13 protein-coding genes are annotated in these 18636 nt (G+C 44.5%); 7 read left to right on the top strand and 6 right to left on the bottom strand.

The window, feature by feature from the left end; all coding sequences use genetic code 11:
• Positions 1–57: 57 nt before the first annotated feature.
• From A3IE_RS0100330 to A3IE_RS0100320, 3 genes are read left to right on the top strand one after another with little or no spacing between them, the layout of a single operon-like run.
• On the top strand, positions 58–1875 hold the full coding sequence (locus tag A3IE_RS0100330) for a FimL-related protein (RefSeq protein ID WP_020393571.1): 1818 nt from the start codon (positions 58–60) through the stop codon (positions 1873–1875).
• Positions 1876–1907: 32 nt separating this feature from the next.
• Positions 1908–5429 (top strand): hybrid sensor histidine kinase/response regulator, encoded by a 3522-nt coding sequence (locus A3IE_RS0100325; protein WP_020393570.1) that lies wholly within the window; start codon positions 1908–1910, stop codon positions 5427–5429.
• Positions 5426–5908, top strand: a complete 483-nt coding sequence (locus tag A3IE_RS0100320) for a chemotaxis protein CheW (protein ID WP_020393569.1) — start codon at positions 5426–5428, stop codon at positions 5906–5908. The genes A3IE_RS0100325 and A3IE_RS0100320 overlap by 4 nt, the downstream gene beginning before the upstream one ends.
• Here A3IE_RS0100320 and A3IE_RS0100315 read toward each other — a convergent pair.
• The 6 genes from A3IE_RS0100315 to A3IE_RS0100290 form a co-directional block, all read right to left on the bottom strand.
• The gene (locus tag A3IE_RS0100315; protein ID WP_020393568.1) at positions 5905–6450 is read right to left on the bottom strand and encodes a hypothetical protein; all 546 of its coding nucleotides are present in this window, start codon (positions 6448–6450) and stop codon (positions 5905–5907) included. The two genes, A3IE_RS0100320 and A3IE_RS0100315, sit on opposite strands and share 4 nt — an antisense overlap.
• Complete coding sequence (locus A3IE_RS0100310; protein ID WP_020393567.1) at positions 6437–7273, bottom strand: symmetrical bis(5'-nucleosyl)-tetraphosphatase; 837 nt, start codon at positions 7271–7273, stop codon at positions 6437–6439. The genes A3IE_RS0100315 and A3IE_RS0100310 overlap by 14 nt, the downstream gene beginning before the upstream one ends.
• 72 nt (positions 7274–7345) lie before the next feature.
• Positions 7346–8050 carry a Bax inhibitor-1/YccA family protein gene (locus A3IE_RS0100305; protein ID WP_020393566.1) on the bottom strand — a complete coding sequence of 235 codons (705 nt, stop codon included), beginning with the start codon at positions 8048–8050 and terminating at the stop codon, positions 7346–7348.
• A gap of 45 nt (positions 8051–8095) precedes the next feature.
• Entirely contained in the window at positions 8096–8758 is a 663-nt protein-coding gene (locus A3IE_RS0100300) for an SPOR domain-containing protein (protein WP_020393565.1), read from the bottom strand.
• Positions 8759–8839: 81 nt separating this feature from the next.
• On the bottom strand, positions 8840–11038 hold the full coding sequence (locus A3IE_RS0100295; RefSeq protein WP_020393564.1) for a primosomal protein N': 2199 nt from the start codon (positions 11036–11038) through the stop codon (positions 8840–8842).
• Between the two features lie 417 nt (positions 11039–11455).
• Positions 11456–12367, bottom strand: a complete 912-nt coding sequence (locus A3IE_RS0100290; RefSeq protein WP_020393563.1) for a phosphoribulokinase — start codon at positions 12365–12367, stop codon at positions 11456–11458.
• 438 nt (positions 12368–12805) lie between these two features.
• Between A3IE_RS0100290 and rimO the strand changes: the two genes are divergently transcribed.
• The 4 genes from rimO (at position 12806) to ilvD (ending at position 18636) form a co-directional block, all read left to right on the top strand.
• The gene (rimO, locus tag A3IE_RS0100285; RefSeq protein ID WP_020393562.1) at positions 12806–14161 is read left to right on the top strand and encodes a 30S ribosomal protein S12 methylthiotransferase RimO; all 1356 of its coding nucleotides are present in this window, start codon (positions 12806–12808) and stop codon (positions 14159–14161) included.
• Between the two features lie 13 nt (positions 14162–14174).
• Complete coding sequence (locus tag A3IE_RS0100280) at positions 14175–14696, top strand: alpha-ketoglutarate-dependent dioxygenase AlkB (RefSeq protein ID WP_020393561.1); 522 nt, start codon at positions 14175–14177, stop codon at positions 14694–14696.
• A 97-nt stretch (positions 14697–14793) separates the two neighbouring features.
• The gene (locus tag A3IE_RS21745; protein WP_020393560.1) at positions 14794–16413 is read left to right on the top strand and encodes an SUMF1/EgtB/PvdO family nonheme iron enzyme; all 1620 of its coding nucleotides are present in this window, start codon (positions 14794–14796) and stop codon (positions 16411–16413) included.
• A gap of 372 nt (positions 16414–16785) precedes the next feature.
• The gene (gene ilvD / locus A3IE_RS0100270; RefSeq protein ID WP_020393559.1) at positions 16786–18636 is read left to right on the top strand and encodes a dihydroxy-acid dehydratase; all 1851 of its coding nucleotides are present in this window, start codon (positions 16786–16788) and stop codon (positions 18634–18636) included.

The raw sequence follows: 18636 nt of genomic DNA, 5'->3' as shown, positions 1-18636 counted from the left end.
AAGAATGAAGAATAACAATCAGCGTGACCATCTAATCAGCAAAGAGGCGAACATACTATGATTTCGGATAAATCAAGCCTAGCAAGCCGTTTAGGTTGGATCTTGGATGAAACCACGCTATTGATCAATCAGACTTGTGCTGATTTTGGGACTTATGTTGAATCGGTTGATACCGCAAGTCTTGACGAAGCGTTGAAAAAATCACGTAATTTATTAGGCATTCTGGATGTGCTGGAAGCGGAAGGCGCTTATATGCTCTGCCGTGAAATTGTGTTATTGATGGATGCTATCCAGCAAGAAAAAGTACGCAATTGGCAAGATGCGTGTAAAACCTGCGCAGATGGCCTAACCCTGCTGTTAGATTATCTCAAGCACCTTCATGAAGGCTATGCGGACTTGCCGGTCATTGTATTACCTACTTTGAATAATCTGCGTGCGGCACGTGATGCAGAATTATTATCCGAGCATTTGGTATTTTTACCGGCTGATGGCTCGATTACCAATGAGCAAATTGGTACGAGTAAATTTATTGAAGTGCCACCTGAAAAATTAGAAGAAGCCACGAAGAAACTGCGTTTTTATATGCAGAAGGCTTTGCTAGGTTGGTTTAATAATGACCGTCCTGAGTTTCATTTGCAGGCTGCACAAAAAGTTTCTAGTAATGTATTAGTCATGCATCAGAAGGAGCGTTTGCGTTCGCTCTGGTGGGTTGCTGGTGCTTTGTTACAAGCCTTGGAGCAACGTAAATTAGAGCATAGTGTTGCCGTCAAGATGCTGATGGGGCGTATGGAGCGCGAGCTAAAACGTTTTGGCGAGTTGCAAGAGGCAGACTATAACGAAACGGTTCCCGATGAATTACTTAAAAATTTATTGTATTACGTGGGTTTGGCTGAAACTAGCCCCGGTCAATTGCAAGCAGTTAAGGAAGCCTACCATTTAGATTTGTATTTACCCAAGGGCGAGACCTTAGAGGAATTGCGTCATTATTACACGCTGCCAGGGCGCGATTTGTGGCAGGCTGTATCAACTTCTATGCAAGACGAATTAAGCGTCCTGATGTCGCAAGTAGAAAGCTTGGGGCGCGGCGAGAATCCAACGGTCTTAATTGGTGATGTTGCCAAGCGCACCAACAGTTTAGCACAAGCATTAGGCATGTTAGGTTTAGGTAAAGCATCTAATCTGACTCAAGCCTTAGCGGATGCCCAACAAGCCGTGTTCAATCAGAAGAGTGAAGCGGATCAGGCCCTATTGGAGCGCATGACCGATCATTATTTGAAGTTGGAAACCTTACTGCGTGAATATGCCGAAACAGGCCATGATCGTACCGAAGAAATTTTCTTCAGTGATTCGGATACGTTAGGGGTTGGGGTCGGTGCAACGCGCGATGTAGTCCGTGGCTTATTAACCTCGCTTTCTAAAGCACAAACTGAATTAGCCGCCTTCCATCAGGAACCCAGTGCATTTGGGCGCTTGGATGAAATCGCACAAATCTTACGTCACATTGGTGGGACACTCGAAGTGTTGGGCCACCAAGAAATCATGCCGTTAGCGAATGGCGTCAAGCTCTTATTCAATAAGGATTTGATTCCGAATAAGCGCCAACCTATTCCAGCAGAAATGAACTGTATTGCGGATGTATTGACCGTTTCGGAAGCTATTTTGGCCTGTTTGCATCGTCAGGAAGACTATTTGCCGCTGCTATCGGTAGGCTATGACAAGTTAAAAGAGTTAGATGGCTATACCACTTTAGACTTGTCGACGCTGGCTGCTATACCAGCCGGATTGGCTGAGTTTGAAACTAAAAAAAAAACCAGAGTATCAAATGCGTCGAGCCTTTATCAGAAGCTACGCAATCAGAGCCTGTTAGCGCATTAAATGCATCATTAACCTCTTTTGAATCCTCGGCAATGGACAACTTTGTCGAGGATTTGTCTTTCCTTAGCAGCACTCAAAACGATAATCACTCAGTTACTAATGCATCAGCTTTTGAGGAATTGCCCTTTCTTAGCGTCGAACCTCTGGCTTCATCTGCTCCTTCAGAGGAGTTGCCCTTTCTTAGCGTCGAACCACTCGCTTCAGCCACCTCCGCCACAGTCACTCCTTTAGTGGAATTAGCGCCGGTGAGTGAGCCAGAACCGAAGCCACATCTACGTGATAATTTGGGTAATGAGATTTATGAGATTTTTGTTGAGGAAATCAACGAAATCCATACCAATCTCGTCCAATGGGTCCCTGAATGGATAGCGAATCGTTCTAATAAGGAGTTATTACGTGATATTCGGCGCGGTTTCCATACCTGTAAAGGAAGTGGACGTATGGCCGGTGCTTTAGCGTTGGGCGATTATGCTTGGGCGCACGAACAAACAATTAATAAAGTCTTAGAAGGCCATTTACCCGTTAATGATCAGCTTGTTACCTTGCTACAACGAGCGGTTGATTACTTAGGTAAACGCTTAGAGTACTTCCTAAGCTCCGATCATGCAGATGAAGCGGTACAACAAGAAATTGCTCAAGTAGAGCAATTTATAAAATCTCCTGAGGAAGCTTTATTACTAGCTGAGAAGGTGATGGCAGAGATTCCTCCTGCGGCTGAGATTCTCATTCCACCTTTATTAAGTGAATTGGATTGGGGGGATCTGAGTGCGGCGCCTGAGGCAACGGAAACAGCTTCGACCTCTGAATATGTTAATACTATTGGTGAAGAAGAAGCCGCACAGCTTGGCGATTTATTAGCTGCCTTACCCACTGATTTTGATGCCTTCCCCGTTATTACTGACACTAACGGTGAGGCTGAAACATCAACTACTTTGCCGACAGATGAAGTTGATGCAGAGGCTGTCTCCTATGAGCCTGTACCAGCCTTTGAGCCTGCGTTCTTAGTCCCGCCTGAGCAACCCGCAGTGCTTACTCCTAAGGCAAAACTGATGAGTGAAACAGATGAAAATAGAATCATCTGGCAAATGTTCCGTGAAGAACTTCCTGAACAATTGATGTCGCTGGATAGTTTAATGCAGCGCTTAAGCGTTAACCCAAAAGATAAAGAAATTTGTCGTTCCTTTGAGCGCGAGCTGCATACCCTCAAAGGTGGTGCACGTATGGCGGGCTTAATGGATATGGGGGATTTAGCGCATACGGCGGAAACGACTCTTGAGCAAATGAGTCGTGTAGCCTCAGTAGACGCAGCCAAAGGCTCGTTAGCGGTTTTGCAAAACTATATCGATCAAATTCATGCCTTGGCTGAGCAGTATGTTTTGGAAGCACCATTGGAAGCGGAAGTGGTGGATACGGTTCCAACCGATACCAAGCTATTAGATAAAGCCATTGAGGCCGCTCGCACCGAACTTCCTGTCGTTCCTACGCCAGCAGCAGAGCCTGAAACGGCCGAGGTCGTGGAGTTTGCGCCAGTCGTGCGTGAAATAACGCAGAGCGCTACGGAGTATCCGAGTGTGCTGGAGCAAATGTTGGTTCAGAAAGCACATACCTTGCCTAACATTAGTGCTTTATTGGTTGGCCAATCCTCTATTGCCCCGGCGAATGACAGTTTGACAGATGAATTGGCCGCATTTAGTAGCCAAGAGCAGATCCGTTTACCGGCTAGCTTCTTAGATAATATGATCGACCAAGCCGGTGCGCTCAATGTGCAACATAATGGTTTATCAGAACGTTTACGTAGTATGAGTGATGATGTGCGTGAATTTAGCCGTACTGCTGTGCGCTTACGTCAATTACTACGCTCATTGGAGCTTGAAACCGAGGCGCATGTTCATGCGGGTTTGAGTAAGATCGCTGCCCAAGTACCCGAAAATGGTAAGAATTTTGACCCACTAGAAATGGATCAGTATTCCGAAATTCAACGCTTATCACGTGCACTGGCCGAGAGCTTGAATGACTTAGTGAATATTGAAGCAGATTTGTCCTTGCAATTGCGCCATAGCAATACAGCGTTGAATGAAAGCGTTAATACCAGTCGTGCCCTGCAACAAGATTTATTGGCTACACGTTTGATTGAGGCCTCTGCGGTAACGCCGCGCCTACGTCGTGTGGTACGTCAAACGGGGCTTGAGTTAAACCGTCAAGTCAGTTTGGATATTGATGGTGAGGCCATGAAAATTGACCGCCATTTACTGCATCGTATGACGGGGCCGATTGAGCACTTATTGCGCAATGCGATTTCTCACGGTATTGAAACGCCGGATATACGGCGTGCGCTGGGTAAATCAGAAGTAGGGCAGTTATGGCTTAGAATTTTCCGTGAAGATAGCGAGATTGTGATTCAAGTGCGCGATGATGGACGTGGCCTAGATCCCGAAAAGTTACGCAAGAAAGCACTCGATTTAGGCTTAATCCGTACCCATGATGTGTTATCCGATACCGAAATATTGCGCTTAATTTTACGCCCCGGCTTTAGCACAGCAGAGTCGGTCACCTTGATTTCCGGACGTGGCGTCGGTATGGATGTGGTGAGTTCTGAAGTAAAGGCTTTGGGTGGGTCACTGCAAATCCATTCCGCTATTAATCAAGGCACTAGTTTTACCCTACGCTTACCGTTTGCCATGGCCGCAAATCCTGTGTTGTTTGTCATGGTACAAGCACAGCCTTATGCCATTTCTTTAGGCTATGTTCAAGGTTTAACGCGTCTTGATGCGACCAAGCTTCAACACGCCTTGCGCCAACCAGAGGCTGAGGCTGAATTTAATGGCCGAACCTATCCTTTACATTATTTAGGTTCTTTATTGGAGCCCAATAAGCAAATCCAATTGCAAGAAGATCATATGTATCCTGTAGTCTTTGTACGCACAGGTGAACATTATGTGGCTTGGCTAGTCGATGCGATTATTGGGCGGCGTGAGGTGGTCTTGCAATCCTTGGGTAATTTGTTCAAAACCTGTCGTTATTACTCGGCTGCAACGATTACGCCTGATGGACAAGTAGTCATGTTGCCAGATATGGCCGAATTGGCACAACGCGTACAACATACCAAGAAAGCCGAAGCGGTGGGCGAGCCAGTGCATAAGGTACAGCGCACCGTGCATGAACGCCCTCACATTCTAGTCGTCGACGATTCAATTACAGTACGCAAAGTAACCGAAAAACTCTTAGTCAGCGAAAATTATCGTGTTGAAACGGCACGCGACGGCTTAGAAGCCCTCGAAAAGCTTGATGAATTTGAGCCAGATTTATTGCTGATGGATATCGAGATGCCACGTATGGATGGTTTCGAAGTGCTGGGAACCATGCGCCAGCATCCGGTTTGGCAGCATGTGCCGGTTATTATGATTAGTTCACGTACGGCGGAGAAACACCGTCAACATGCTGAATCGCTAGGTGCAAATAGTTTCCTCGGCAAGCCTTACCAAAACCAAGCCTTATTGGAGCTGATTCGCCATCACCTAGAACATTCACCAGCATTAACGGAGGTAGCCGCATGAGTAGTGTTGTAAACCCAACAATTAAATGTGCTGTTTTACGTTTGCAACAAGGCAATTTAATTGTTCCCTTGAATTTATTAGCCGAATTAGTCAGTGAAGCCAGCTTAGAGCCGTCTGAACATCCGGGTATTTTAGGTTGGTTAAATTGGTTAAATCGCGATGTACCCGTCGTGTCACTCGAATCCCTGTGTATGATGGGCGAAGGTACACTGGAGACTAATAGTAATTATCTGATTTTGCACACCGTGTCAGATTCGGGTGATTTACCGTTTATCGCCCTTCAAGTTCAAGGCGGTCTACAAACTGCAGAAATTGGCGTTGATACATTGCGCGATGACTTCAGTAATAACACGGTGCGGCGTTGCCCTTATGTGGCGCGGCAAGTACGCATTAGTCAATTAGTGTGCTTGATTCCAGATTTGCCAGCACTCGAAACCTCAGTGACAGAAATTTTACAAATGCGCTTAGCGGATAGTTAATGCAAAAAAATTAATAATACCAAAATAATAGCGATTACAATTAAGGTTGCCTTGCCGAGCTGTTTAGAGGGTGGTTCTGGGGGAGGTAAATTATCAAGCTTAATTTGTAAATCACCCAAGACTTGTTTTTCGGCTAGAGTACGCATCTTTTCCAAACGCGCTTTAACATGCAACGTTTCATCGGGCGTGTAATAAGCATGTCCACCATTACGCATGTTAATAATGGGGATAATTAAATTAATTGTTAAATGTGCCACCATCGCATTCTGTGTAGGTGCCGCTAAATTGAGAGCAAAGGGTTTATCTTTCGGTGCGGTAAATGCTGCTAAGTAAGCAGTTTTTAACTCAGCCTGCGCCTTTTCAATAGTAAGACGATTATTTTTTAAAATAGTTTCTAATTCGTCAAGTGCTGCATTGGCTGGAGGTTGTGGAATATAGGCTGAATAAGTTCGATCTTTTAAAGTAACCTCTACCTGCCCAAACGACTTAAAAGGCTCAGGCGGCGGAGTGGGTGCGGGTAGTTTTAGCTCAGTGTCGCTCATAATCATCGCAGCTTACTTGGATTATACTAGGCACACTAGTATCAAGCCGCAAAGCACTGAGGCGTCCACCCCATACACAACCACTATCTAAAGCAAACGTATTATTCACTTGTTGATAACCTAAGGTCGACCAATGGCCAAATAAAATTTTATAATCTAAAACATTTTTTAAGGGATGATTATACCAAGGAATTAAACTAGGATAAGTATCTTTCACCACTTTTGGACTGAGTTTCTGCTCAAAATCTAATTTACCATTCGGATAACAATAACGCATCCGTGTTAGAGCATTCACTGTAAAGCGCTGCTGTTCTATGGGCGTTAGGCTATTTTCCCAACGTGTTGGTTTATCGCCATAAATTTGTTCTAACCATGCTTTGGGATATGTTTGGCGTAACTCATATTCAATCTGTTTAGCACAAGTTTCCGCTAAAGCTAATGACCAGAGTGGTGGAATGCCTGCATGAACTAAAACAACTTTATAAGTGTCATTGGAGATTAATAAAGGCTGCCGACGCAACCATTCAATGAGTTCACTGCTATCAGGTGCATCTAGTAAGCCGTACAGGGTTTTATGAGGCGTAATCAAGCCATAATACGCGGCAATTAAACTAATATCATGATTACCTAACACCGTTAAGGCTGCTTTGGATTGCGCTAGTTGATAAACAAAACGCAAGGTTTCTAAGGATTGACGCCCTCGACTGACTAAATCGCCACAAAACCATAATTGATCCACACTAGGATCAAATTTCACGCGGTCTAATAGGCGTTTTAAGGGCTCAAAGCAACCTTGAATATCACCTAGCGCATAAATAGCCATGCTTTCCTCTCCCCATAAAAGAAAAACGCCCACAAAGTGGGCGCCTTTTGTAACCTTAATCAAGACTATGGATTAATCATTACCTGTTAGGCTCATTAAGAACTGAACCATGTACCAGAACATTAAGCCGATACTGGAAAATAGTCCCAATGATGCTGCTACATATTGGTCACTATGATATTCGTGAATCATTTGTGAGGTTTGGTATAAAATCACTGCCGCTGAGAACACAATCATCGCAGCAAAGAAGAAAATACCTAATTGAAAGCCAAAAATAATACTACCCAAAATTAAGCCTAAGGCTACGAAGCTACCGATAGTGATTGCTGGGGCTAAGAAAGAGAAATTCTTCTTAGTCGTAAATGCGGTAAACATTAAGCCAGCAGATAACATAATAGTCATCAACGCAGCGGTTGGTAGTACGGTTGGGGCAGCATATTTAAGTGCCATGTAAATGAGTGGCATGAAGACAATCGCTTCCGCTAGCACAAATAAGCCTAAACCAGCATATTGCATTTCGCGTGACATAGGCGAGTGTGCCCATTTGTCAGCGATGTAAGACGCCCCCATAAAGAGCACCATCACAATTAACCATGACCATTTATTGCCTTGCAGTAAATGGACAAATGACTCAGCTATGCCAGAGTAAATTAATGCACTTTCGATTAATGCAAAAGCTAAGACAGCTCCACCTAAGTGCAGGTAAGTCTTCTTGTAAAACATCGAGCGTTCTGATTCAGAGGCATTCGCCACTAAATCACCCGTATTAATATTCATGTATTGCACGTTGAGTCTCCTCTGTTTCTTTTATAAGCATGATTATTACAGACGAATCATCATAGCGCTAATTCCCATACCTACAAGCCGCTGTTTCCACTTATTAGCGGTTTGTAGATCAGCAGTAGGGCCTAAGCGCACCCGATACCAAGTTTCGCCATTAACTTTACTGGTTTCTATTCGCGTATTTAAACCATTACTGCTAGCGCGGCGCTGCATTTGAGCGGCCTGCTCTTGCGTTTTATAAGCGCCCAACTGAAATAAATAACGCCCATCGCCGGTAATGGCATCAGCAGCCGCTTGAACGGGTTTTGCAGCGGGAGTCGCTTGTGCCGCTTTTTCAGTTTTTTCTGGTTTTTTGTCTGTTGTTTGTGCTGCTGGAGCGGCTTCTTTTTTAGAATCACCCACTACTAAGGGTACTTCCAATTGTGGTAATACCGCGTGATAGCTAAAACCAGGGCGCTCTTCGGGGGTTACTGTATCTTGCAAACTAGCATTGTTAGGCAAGCTTGAGGTGGCAGTCGTAGTAGGGTTGGCCGTAGAAGCATTGGCTGTTGCAACTTCAACGCCCGTACTTTTATTCGAACCAGCCGTTGCATAAATGATTGCACCCACTAATAAGCCGACCGCAATCCCGCCTAATACCCAGCTAATACCGTATTGTTGTTCAGAAGCTGATGCACCTGAGATTTTGAAATCCTTAGTCATACTATTTGTTCCACATTAAGGCAGGTGTGCTTGCCTATCATACGCTATGCCTTATTTGATGAGTAGTTTAGGGCTACTACTTCAAGTTAATTCTACCGGATCTACATCAATAGACCAACGAACACCCTTAGGGTTTCGTATATTTTTTTCTTTGCTCGTTAAAAACTGCAGGTAATGATGACGTTGATCTCGTCTTGTACATTGTAGCAACAATTGCGCACGATAACGATGTGCGCGCTTCTCTAATGGTGCAGGAATTGGGCCGAATAGTTGTACCTCAGGGCATTCTGCTAACAGATCATGAAATTGTTGCAAGGTATTAAGCGCATCCTCCATCGTTAAGGCATCGGCTCGAATCAATGCTTGATAACTAAAAGGCGGAAAACGCCAACGTTGGCGTTCGTTGAGCAATTGCTTTGCAAACACGGTATAACCTTGCTCCAGCAGCGTCAGCAATAGGGGATGATGTGGCTGAGTGGTTTGTAAAATCACTTGCCCCATTTTCTGAGCGCGTCCTGCACGTCCCGCCACTTGCGTAATGAGCTGCCCAAAGCGTTCTAAGGCATGATACTCCGCGCTGAATAAGGATTGATCCGCCTCTAAGACCACCACCAGTGTCAAATTGGGGAAATCATGCCCTTTCGCTAGCATCTGTGTGCCAACTAAGATTAAATGCTCATGTTTTTGCACCATTTCTAAACGCTGTTGCAGTGCCCCTTTGCGGCTTGTCGTGTCGCGGTCAATACGAATCACCGGTGTGTCAGGGAAATGTTGGCGTAAATTTAGTTCAATACGCTCGGTACCTAAGCCTTGCGTTTGTAATTGGGGATGATGACAGGCAGGGCAATGATTATCAGTGAGGCGATCAGCACTACAATGATGGCAAATTAAACGGCTTTTGTGCGCATGAAAAGTCATCTGTGTATCACAAGCTTCGCACATCGCTTGCCAGCCACAATTTGGACATAGTAATACGGGAGCGAAACCACGCCGATTAATAAAAATCATGACTTGCTCTTGGCGCTCTAAGGTTGCGCGTATCGCTTGCAAACTATGATGGCTTAAGCCAGCTTGTAATACATGACCCCGAATATCTTGTACTTCAAAGCGTGGCGGCTGGGCGTGATTGGCGCGTTGCAATAAATGCGTATGGTGATAGCGTCCACGCTCCGCATTGTGTAAGGTTTCCAACGCAGGCGTAGCGGTTCCCAATAAAATCGGAATCCGAAGTAAAGCGGCGCGTTTAATCGCCAAGTCACGTGCATGGTAGCGAAAACCTTCTTGTTGCTTGAGCGAGCCATCATGCTCTTCATCGACTAGGATGAGTCCTAAGGCAGCACAAGGTGTAAACACTGCTGAACGCGTACCTAAAATAATACTCGCCTCGCCAGATCGGGATTGGAGCCACGCATTCAAACGCTCGGTGTCATTTAAGCCAGAGTGCAGGCATACAATTGTCTGGTGCGGGAAATGTTGGATAAAACGCTGTAATAATTGCGGGGTTAAACCAATTTCGGGCACTAGCACTAGCGTTTGACGTTTAGCGGCTAATTGATCTTCGATTAAACGTAAATAAACTTCGGTTTTTCCGCTACCTGTCACACCTTGAAGCAAAATAGGTTGCAAAGTGTCGCTTTGATTCCACTTGCGGCATTGCGCCAAGCAGGTTTGTTGGGCTTCATTCAGTTCCAACTTAGGCGCAGTCTGTAGCGCATAATCGGAGTACTGCGTTTGGCTGGGTAGGTAGGATTCGAGCAAGCCTTTTTCGATTAGTCCTTGCACATACTCGCGCCAATTACTGCCCGCCACATGACGCAGTGCGGCAGCATTCCATTCGCGTTCGGGTTGTTCGATTAAAGCCTGATAAAGCGCGTGCTGTCGCTTGGCGCGCTTCAGTTTTAGTGCTGCATCCGTTTGGCTAATTACACGCCAAAGCGTGTTGTCGGGTAAGACATTGCCATCACGTAAGGCGACGGGAAGTGCCGTGAAAATCACGTCACCTATAGGATGATGGTAATACCGCGCCGCCCACTGCAATAAGCCTAACAAATGTTCATCCAATAGAGGAGTTTCGTCCACCACTGTATGAATCGGCTTAAGTGCATAGTTTTCCTGGTCACTGGGAGGGGCTTCAGCAATCGCTAAACCAAGGCTACGCGAATGGCCTAAAGGCACAATCACACGACAACCCGCTTGGATGGGTTGTTCGATTAAATGGGAGGAATACGTCAGCAAAGTACGCAAAGGACGTGGTACTGCAATAAGCCAATTTGGTTTCATAGTACCTAGTCTAGTGGAACACTTATTGTTGGCACAGCAATTTTTATAAACGCAAAATGACAGTTTTGTTACAAGTGTTTGCTACTCAAAGAAAAATTAAAGTTATACACAAAGCCTGTGGATAAGTCTGTGGATATACTGCGGAAAACCTTGCAGAAACGAGCTGGCTAAGGGGTCTTAACAAATTGATTAATTTTTATGCAATTTATTTTTATTATATAAAACAATGAGTTAAATTAATACTAAACTAAATTTGTCAGCTTAGATTCACTTTTAACTAGCGCTTGACAAACGGTAATTATTTTAGGGGGCTGTGGAAAACTCGGTGAATAAAAAAGCCTGCATGGAGCAGGCTTTTCTAAAATCGTCAAGCATTTTTGATATTAAATTTATTTATGGTTAAGTTTTCTGGTGCAATCAAGAACGATTTTCAATCATATTGATGATGATGGGATTGAAGATTAGCTCCATCGCTAAGAGCATTTTTCCGCCCGGTACTACAATGGAATTGCGCCGTGACATGAAAGAGTTTTGGATCATACTGAGCAAGTAGGGAAAATCCACATCAAATTGTTTGGGGTTGGCGAAACGGATTACCACAAAGCTTTCGTCAGCCGTAGGAATATCGCGCGCAATAAAGGGATTCGAAGTATCGACAGTCGGGACGCGTTGGAAATTGATGTGCGTGCGTGAAAATTGTGGGGTGATGTGATCAATATAATCTGGCATCCGGCGCATAATCGTAGCGACAGTGGCTTCGGGAGCATAACCACGCTCTGCTTTATCACGGTGTATTTTTTGAATCCACTCTAAATTAACGCTGGGCACTACCCCAATACCTAAATCTACATAACGTGCAACATCATAACCACCGTGTAGTTGATCCGGTGTCGTATCGCACACCAATCCATGTAAACCTTCGTAGAATAAAATATCCGTATTAGGCTCAACCTCTTCCCACGGCGTAAATTCGCCTGAACCGGCGGTACAAGTGACTCCCTTACCCGCTAAGCGTTTTTGGTGATACGTTGCTTCTTCATCATTGTGCAAATAGTAGCGCTTTTTGCCGCTGCCATTTTCACCGTATTGGCGAAATAAATTTTCTAATGCCTCGAAATCATTGGCTTCAGGGCCAAAATGACTGAAATTCGGTTCTACATTAGAGCGTCGTTTGAATTCTTTGCGTGTCACACTGTGAAAGCTGTCACCCTCAATAACAGCGGCATTAATTTTTTCACGGCGAAAGATATTTTCGAAAGCACGCTTAACAAAAGTTGTTCCAGCGCCAGACGATCCGGTTACGGCAATAACAGGGTGTTTTTTTGACATGCCGATCTCCTCACAAACAATAGTAATCTATCCATCATAGTGAAGCCTTCCGTCCCACTAAATATGCCTTTCGGTAGAGATTTATTAACCAGTCGGGCTATAGGGGGCTAGCTCTTTAGGGTAAGTCTCTCTAGTTATCTAGGCTATATAAATCGAAACTCTTATTCATAAAGCCTGTGGATAAGTTTGTGGAAAACTAAATTTATCTATGACACAACAGTGCTTTAGCTAAGAAAGCATTACTGAAACACTAAAACAGGTCAAACAAAAAATCTTAATAGAAATAAAGCATTATAAAATTTTGCTGAACGAGTACTTGACTTTTTGTAGAGTTAAAATCCTTAGGGTGTATAAAATTTGCTTGACACAAGTGATTGTGTATAACTTTTTATGACAAACACAATATAGTAGAAGCATTCCCAAAATGAATCAGCTATTATGGCGCGCTTTTGGGTTTTAGCTGTTGGTACTGCTATGCGTCAATCCTCTTCCACTCCCCGTGTTGGCTTCGTTAGTCTTGGTTGTCCGAAAGCCCTTGTTGATTCTGAACGTATCCTCACCCAACTCCGTTCCGAAGGCTATGGGATTAGCCCAAGTTATCAGGATGCCGATTTAGTCGTAGTGAATACCTGTGGCTTTATTGACTCCGCCATTCAAGAATCGCTTGATGCCATTGGTGAAGCACTCGCCGAAAACGGCAAAGTGATTGTCACAGGTTGTTTGGGGGCAGACACGGATAAAGTCTTGCAAGCTTATCCGAATGTGCTGGCGGTGAGTGGTGCACATGCCTATGAAGCGGTGATGAACTCGGTGCATGAGCATTTACCACCCTTACACGATCCTTATACCGATTTAGTGCCCCCGCAAGGCATACGTTTAACGCCGCGCCATTATGCTTATTTAAAAATTTCCGAAGGCTGTAATCATCGTTGTTCATTCTGCATTATTCCGCATTTGCGCGGCGATTTAGTCTCGCGCCCAATTGGCGATGTGATGCAAGAAGCCGAGAATTTAGTGAATGCAGGCGTCAAAGAATTATTAGTTATTTCCCAAGATACCAGCGCTTATGGGATTGATACCAAATATCGCACTGGATTTTGGAAAGGTCGCCCGATTAAAACGCATAGCCAGCAATTAGCCGAAGCTTTGGGTGAATTAGGTGCATGGGTGCGTTTACATTATGTGTATCCTTATCCGCATGTGGATAATCTGTTGCCTTTAATGGCAGACAGCAAAATATTGCCTTATTTAGATATTCCTTTCCAACATGCCAGCCCTCGTATTTTAAAAGATATGCGTCGTCCTGCACATGCTGAAAAAGTCTTAGAACGAATTAGTAAATGGCGCGAACAAGTGCCCGATATTGCGATTCGCAGTACCTTTATTGTTGGCTTCCCTGGTGAAACCGATGAGGATTTTGAAACCTTATTAGATTTCCTCGAAGAAGCACAATTAGACCGCGTTGGCGCATTTGCTTATTCACCTGTGGAAGGCGCGCCCGCCAATGATTTGCCGAATGCCGTACCTGAAGAACTCAAACAAGAGCGCCTTGAGCAATTTATGGAATTCCAAGCCGAAATCAGCGCCAATAAATTAGGTTCATTGATCGGTAAAACCATGAAAGTATTGGTCGATGAAGCAGGCGATGACGTAACCCTAGCACGCTCACATCGCGACGCCCCCGAAATTGACGGTCAGGTGATTATTGAAGGCGTGGAATTACCGGTGGGCGAATTTGCCACGGTACGTATTACTCACGCGGATGAGCATGATTTATGGGCGGAGGTTATATAGCCCTGATGTAGTCATGAATACACAACCTAATTTATTATTGATTCCTGATTTTTATCCACAAGCGACTGAATTATTTGCATTATTGTTAACAACAATTAGCTGGGACAAATCTATGCAAGCACGCCAAACCGCGTCGTTTGGTAAGGCTTATAATTATTCGCAAATGTTTTATCCCGACAGTGCTATTCCCAAATTTCTAATGCCGGTTCAGCATGCCTTATTCGATCAGTTACATATTCAATTTAATAATTGTTTATTGAATTATTATGAAACGGGGGAGCACACGATGGGGTTTCACGCGGATGATACGAGTGCTTTAATGCCGCATACGGGCGTGGCGATTGTTTCATTGGGCAGCGAACGCCAGATTACTTATCGTTCTAAAATTGATCCTAGTATTCAGATACATTATGCCTTAGCCAGTGGCTCTTTATTGTATATGGATGACCAAGTTCAAGATGCTTGGGTACATGCTATTAAGCGCCAAAAACATGTAGGTGCACGCATTAGCTTAACGTGGCGGGTATTTCGATAAGCCTTAATTTAAAGAGCTAGTTTGATTAAATCTACTGATTTATTTTCCTAAAAATCCGCTATTATCCTTCCTATTACCACCCCAATTACCTCTTGCTATGACCGATATTTTCATTAGCTACAGCCACAAAGATGAAGCATGGAAAGATGCGCTTAAACAACAATTGAAAGCGTTACAGTTACACGCCAATTTTGAGATATGGGATGATGGGCAAATTCAAGCGGGATCCGATTGGTTATCTACTATTAAGAATGCTATTGCACAAGCAAGAGTAGTGATTTTATTGGTCAGTAGTGATTTTTTGGCATCGGAATTTGTTACCAAACAAGAAATTCCCGAATTTCTAAAACGTCGTGAAAAAGAAGGTTTGCGGATCGTACCAGTGATTGTGCGCCCGTGTGTCTGGTGGACAATACCTTGGTTGGCAGCCATTCAAGGTGCAAGCAAAGACAATAAGCCTTTGTCGCAATACCCTTTGGGTTCTTATGAATTGGAAATTGCTTTCAGTGACATTACTGGCAAAGTGTATGATCTGTTACAGGAAGCCAAACAAATTGCAGCGCAAAAGCAAGCAGAGGAAAAACATCAGATTCAACAGGTGGTCGAGCAAACTGTTTTGTCAAACCCGTTGAATATAGAACAACAACGGCTTAAACAACAACGTATTGACACGCTCAGCCATAAAATCAGTGAGTTGTATGCTGTACATGATCTTGAAACACGTATAGAAGAAAAACTACGCCTACAGCACCTAATTGCAGAAACTGAGCGATCATTGGCAGGGCTAATCACTAACGAATTTACGCCACCAGTACCACCACAGCCCGATACTAGGTACAAGCAACCAATTCAAGTTCAGCAAAAAGATGAACAGTCAAAGTCTTTTGGGGTTCGGAACACTAGGTCAGCTAATTTGAATAAATGGTGGTTAGGGGTTGTAATTCTGACTGTATTGGGGGCAGCAGGTGTATGGTGGTACAACCACTATAAATCATTGCCAACCATTTCCGATCAAGGTTCGGCGTCAGTAGGAGAAACACCCGTATCAGAAGCTAGATTGCCTTTTGAACCCGAAATGGTTGCTATTCCAGCAGGATCGTTCACGATGGGTTGTTTACCAAAGCGTGAGATGGTGAAGAGCTGCCCTGAGAATGAGTCACCAGCCCATGAGGTAAAAGTTGATGCTTTCCAAATGGGCAAATACGAAGTGACTTTTGATGAATGGGATGTTTGCGAGCAATCAAACGTTTGTCCGCACGCTGATGATAATGGTTGGGGACGTGGACGCCGTCCAGTGATCGATGTGAGTTGGGATGATGTGCAGATTTACTTAAGATGGCTCACTCAACAAACAGGCAAACGCTATCGTTTACCAACCGAGGAAGAATGGGAATACGCAGCAAGAAGTAATCAAATTCAGGATAATTACATTTCTTGTAGTCATGGTGGCTGTGATTACCTTAAAAAAACAGGAGAAGTTGGGGCTTACGAGCCTAATGCGTTTGGATTGTATGACATGCTAGGTAATGTTGCTGAGTGGACATCTAATCTGTATACGGAGAATTATAAGACAAGTACACAAGGTTGGGCAGACGTTCATGTGATAAGGGGGGGATCTAATATATCAATTAATAATGCCAACGGCTTATTAACTACAAGAGTTGGTGATGGCCTTAAGTATAGCTTTTTAGGTTTCCGGCTGGCACATGACTTATAAGCCAGTAATTTTCTCTTTGAGGTCAATTTAAATTGATTTTTTACAAACGAAGTAGGGAAGAAACCTCACCCAACTACCTAAAATCTGGAGTGTAGACGACTCAAAAGCACTATATGCCGAACATCTTCTATCGAAGTTTCACCCAAAACATTTAGGATTATGCTTGATAGAGCATTTTCAATGCGTGGGTGAGTTAGAATTGTCCAATCGTCAAGAGCCAGCATGTGTTTGCTGGTAGTATTAGCTTAAATGCCAGAATACGTGCTGATTTATAATCCTTCACTGCTTAACCATTCAAATCCCCTCTATGCCCTCCACGCTTCCAGCGTTAGAATGCGACTTTAATCAACGTGTTTGCTCAGGAGAGATCTCATGCCCGTTTATCGTTCTCGCACCTCCACCGCAGGTCGCAATATGGCTGGCGCACGCGCGTTGTGGCGTGCGACAGGCATGAAGGATGAGGATTTTCAAAAACCGATTATTGCGATTGCCAATTCCTTTACTCAATTTGTTCCAGGGCATGTGCATTTAAAAGATTTAGGGCAGATGGTCGCGCGCGAAATCGAAGCGCACGGTGGGGTAGCAAAAGAGTTTAATACCATTGCAATTGATGATGGGATTGCCATGGGGCATAGCGGTATGCTGTATTCCTTGCCCTCACGCGAAATAATCGCTGATGCGGTGGAGTATATGGTGAATGCGCATTGTGCTGATGCGATTGTTTGCATCTCTAACTGCGACAAAATCACTCCCGGAATGCTCAATGCTGCGATGCGTTTGAATATTCCCGTGGTATTCGTTTCTGGCGGCCCCATGGAATCTGGCAAAGCACTAATTAATGGCAAAGCCGCTAAATTAGATTTGATTGATGCAATGATTTCTGCCGCCAATCCTAATGAAACGGACGAAAACGTTACCAAAATGGAGCGTTCCGCTTGTCCAACTTGTGGTTCTTGTTCTGGCATGTTCACCGCAAATTCCATGAACTGCTTAACCGAAGCTTTGGGCTTAAGTCTCCCCGGCAATGGTTCACTATTGGCGACGCATGCGGATCGTAAAGAGCTATTCTTAGAAGCGGGACGCTTAGCCGTACAATTAGCCAAGCGCTATTACGAGCAAGATGATGTGTCGGTATTGCCACGCTCGATTGCGACTAAAGCGGCATTTGAAAATGCCATGTGCTTAGATATTGCCATGGGTGGCTCGACCAATACCGTGCTGCATTTGCTGGCTGCTGCCCAAGAAGGTGAGGTCGATTTCACGGTTGCAGATATTGATCGCTTAAGCCGTAAAGTCCCTAATTTAAGTAAAGTAGCCCCTGCTACCCAGCTGTATCACATGGAGGATGTGCATCGTGCAGGTGGTGTCATGGGTATTTTGGGCGAATTAGATCGTGCTGGTTTAATTCATCGCGATTGTGGCACAGTGCATAGTTCAACCATGGGTGCTGCTTTAGATAAATGGGACATTATGCGTAGCAAAGACCCAGCAGTGCATACATTTTTTAGTGCTGCCCCCGGCAATGTTCCTACCCAAGAAGCGTTTAGCCAAAATAAACGTTGGGAAGAGCTTGATACTAACCGTGAGGGCGGCTGTATTCGCGATAAAGCGCATGCTTATTCACAAGATGGTGGCTTAGCGGTGCTGTTTGGCAATATTGCGCTGGATGGCTGTGTGGTGAAAACCGCCGGTGTGGATGAAAGCATTCTAAAATTTTCGGGCCCTGCACGTATTTTTGAATCCCAAGACGCAGCAGTAAGCGGTATTTTGGGTGACAAAATAAAAGCAGGCGATGTGGTGATTATTCGCTATGAAGGCCCACGCGGTGGCCCTGGTATGCAAGAAATGCTATATCCCACTTCTTACTTAAAATCCAAAGGCTTAGGCAAAGTTTGCGCCTTGATTACTGATGGGCGTTTTTCGGGTGGCACATCCGGTTTATCCATTGGGCATGTATCCCCTGAAGCAGCTGAGGGTGGTGCGATTGGTTTAATCGAAGAAGGTGATTTAATCGACATCGACATTCCGAATCGGACTATCTATGTACGTGTGAGTGATGAGGTGTTAGCAAACCGCCGAAATGCTATGGATGCTAAAGGTTCTGCGGGCTGGAAACCCGTTAAGCGTGAACGTCAAGTCAGTGCTGCTTTAAAAGCCTATGCTGCGATGACTACTTCAGCTTCTCGTGGCGCTGTGCGTGATGTAAGTCAGTTGGAGCGTTAG

This window comes from Thiolinea disciformis DSM 14473 (assembly GCF_000371925.1).
Lineage (GTDB): Bacteria > Pseudomonadota > Gammaproteobacteria > Thiotrichales > Thiotrichaceae > Thiolinea > Thiolinea disciformis.
Note: the sequence above shows the minus strand (reverse complement) of the source record. Positions and strands in the feature narration are given on the sequence as shown.

Bases quoted from the DNA above. Each gene is read 5' to 3' on its own strand.
- A3IE_RS0100305 (WP_020393566.1), bottom strand. From the start codon at position 8,050: ATGAATATTAATACGGGTGATTTAGTGGCGAATGCCTCTGAATCAGAA.
- A3IE_RS0100300 (WP_020393565.1), bottom strand. From the start codon at position 8,758: ATGACTAAGGATTTCAAAATCTCAGGTGCATCAGCTTCTGAACAACAA.
- A3IE_RS0100330 (WP_020393571.1), top strand. From the start codon at position 58: ATGATTTCGGATAAATCAAGCCTAGCAAGCCGTTTAGGTTGGATCTTG.
- ilvD (WP_020393559.1), top strand. From the start codon at position 16,786: ATGCCCGTTTATCGTTCTCGCACCTCCACCGCAGGTCGCAATATGGCT.
- A3IE_RS0100280 (WP_020393561.1), top strand. From the start codon at position 14,175: ATGAATACACAACCTAATTTATTATTGATTCCTGATTTTTATCCACAA.
- A3IE_RS0100325 (WP_020393570.1), top strand. From the start codon at position 1,908: ATGGACAACTTTGTCGAGGATTTGTCTTTCCTTAGCAGCACTCAAAAC.
- A3IE_RS0100315 (WP_020393568.1), bottom strand. From the start codon at position 6,450: ATGAGCGACACTGAGCTAAAACTACCCGCACCCACTCCGCCGCCTGAG.
- A3IE_RS0100320 (WP_020393569.1), top strand. From the start codon at position 5,426: ATGAGTAGTGTTGTAAACCCAACAATTAAATGTGCTGTTTTACGTTTG.
- A3IE_RS0100290 (WP_020393563.1), bottom strand. From the start codon at position 12,367: ATGTCAAAAAAACACCCTGTTATTGCCGTAACCGGATCGTCTGGCGCT.
- A3IE_RS21745 (WP_020393560.1), top strand. From the start codon at position 14,794: ATGACCGATATTTTCATTAGCTACAGCCACAAAGATGAAGCATGGAAA.
- A3IE_RS0100295 (WP_020393564.1), bottom strand. From the start codon at position 11,038: ATGAAACCAAATTGGCTTATTGCAGTACCACGTCCTTTGCGTACTTTG.
- A3IE_RS0100310 (WP_020393567.1), bottom strand. From the start codon at position 7,273: ATGGCTATTTATGCGCTAGGTGATATTCAAGGTTGCTTTGAGCCCTTA.
- rimO (WP_020393562.1), top strand. From the start codon at position 12,806: ATGGCGCGCTTTTGGGTTTTAGCTGTTGGTACTGCTATGCGTCAATCC.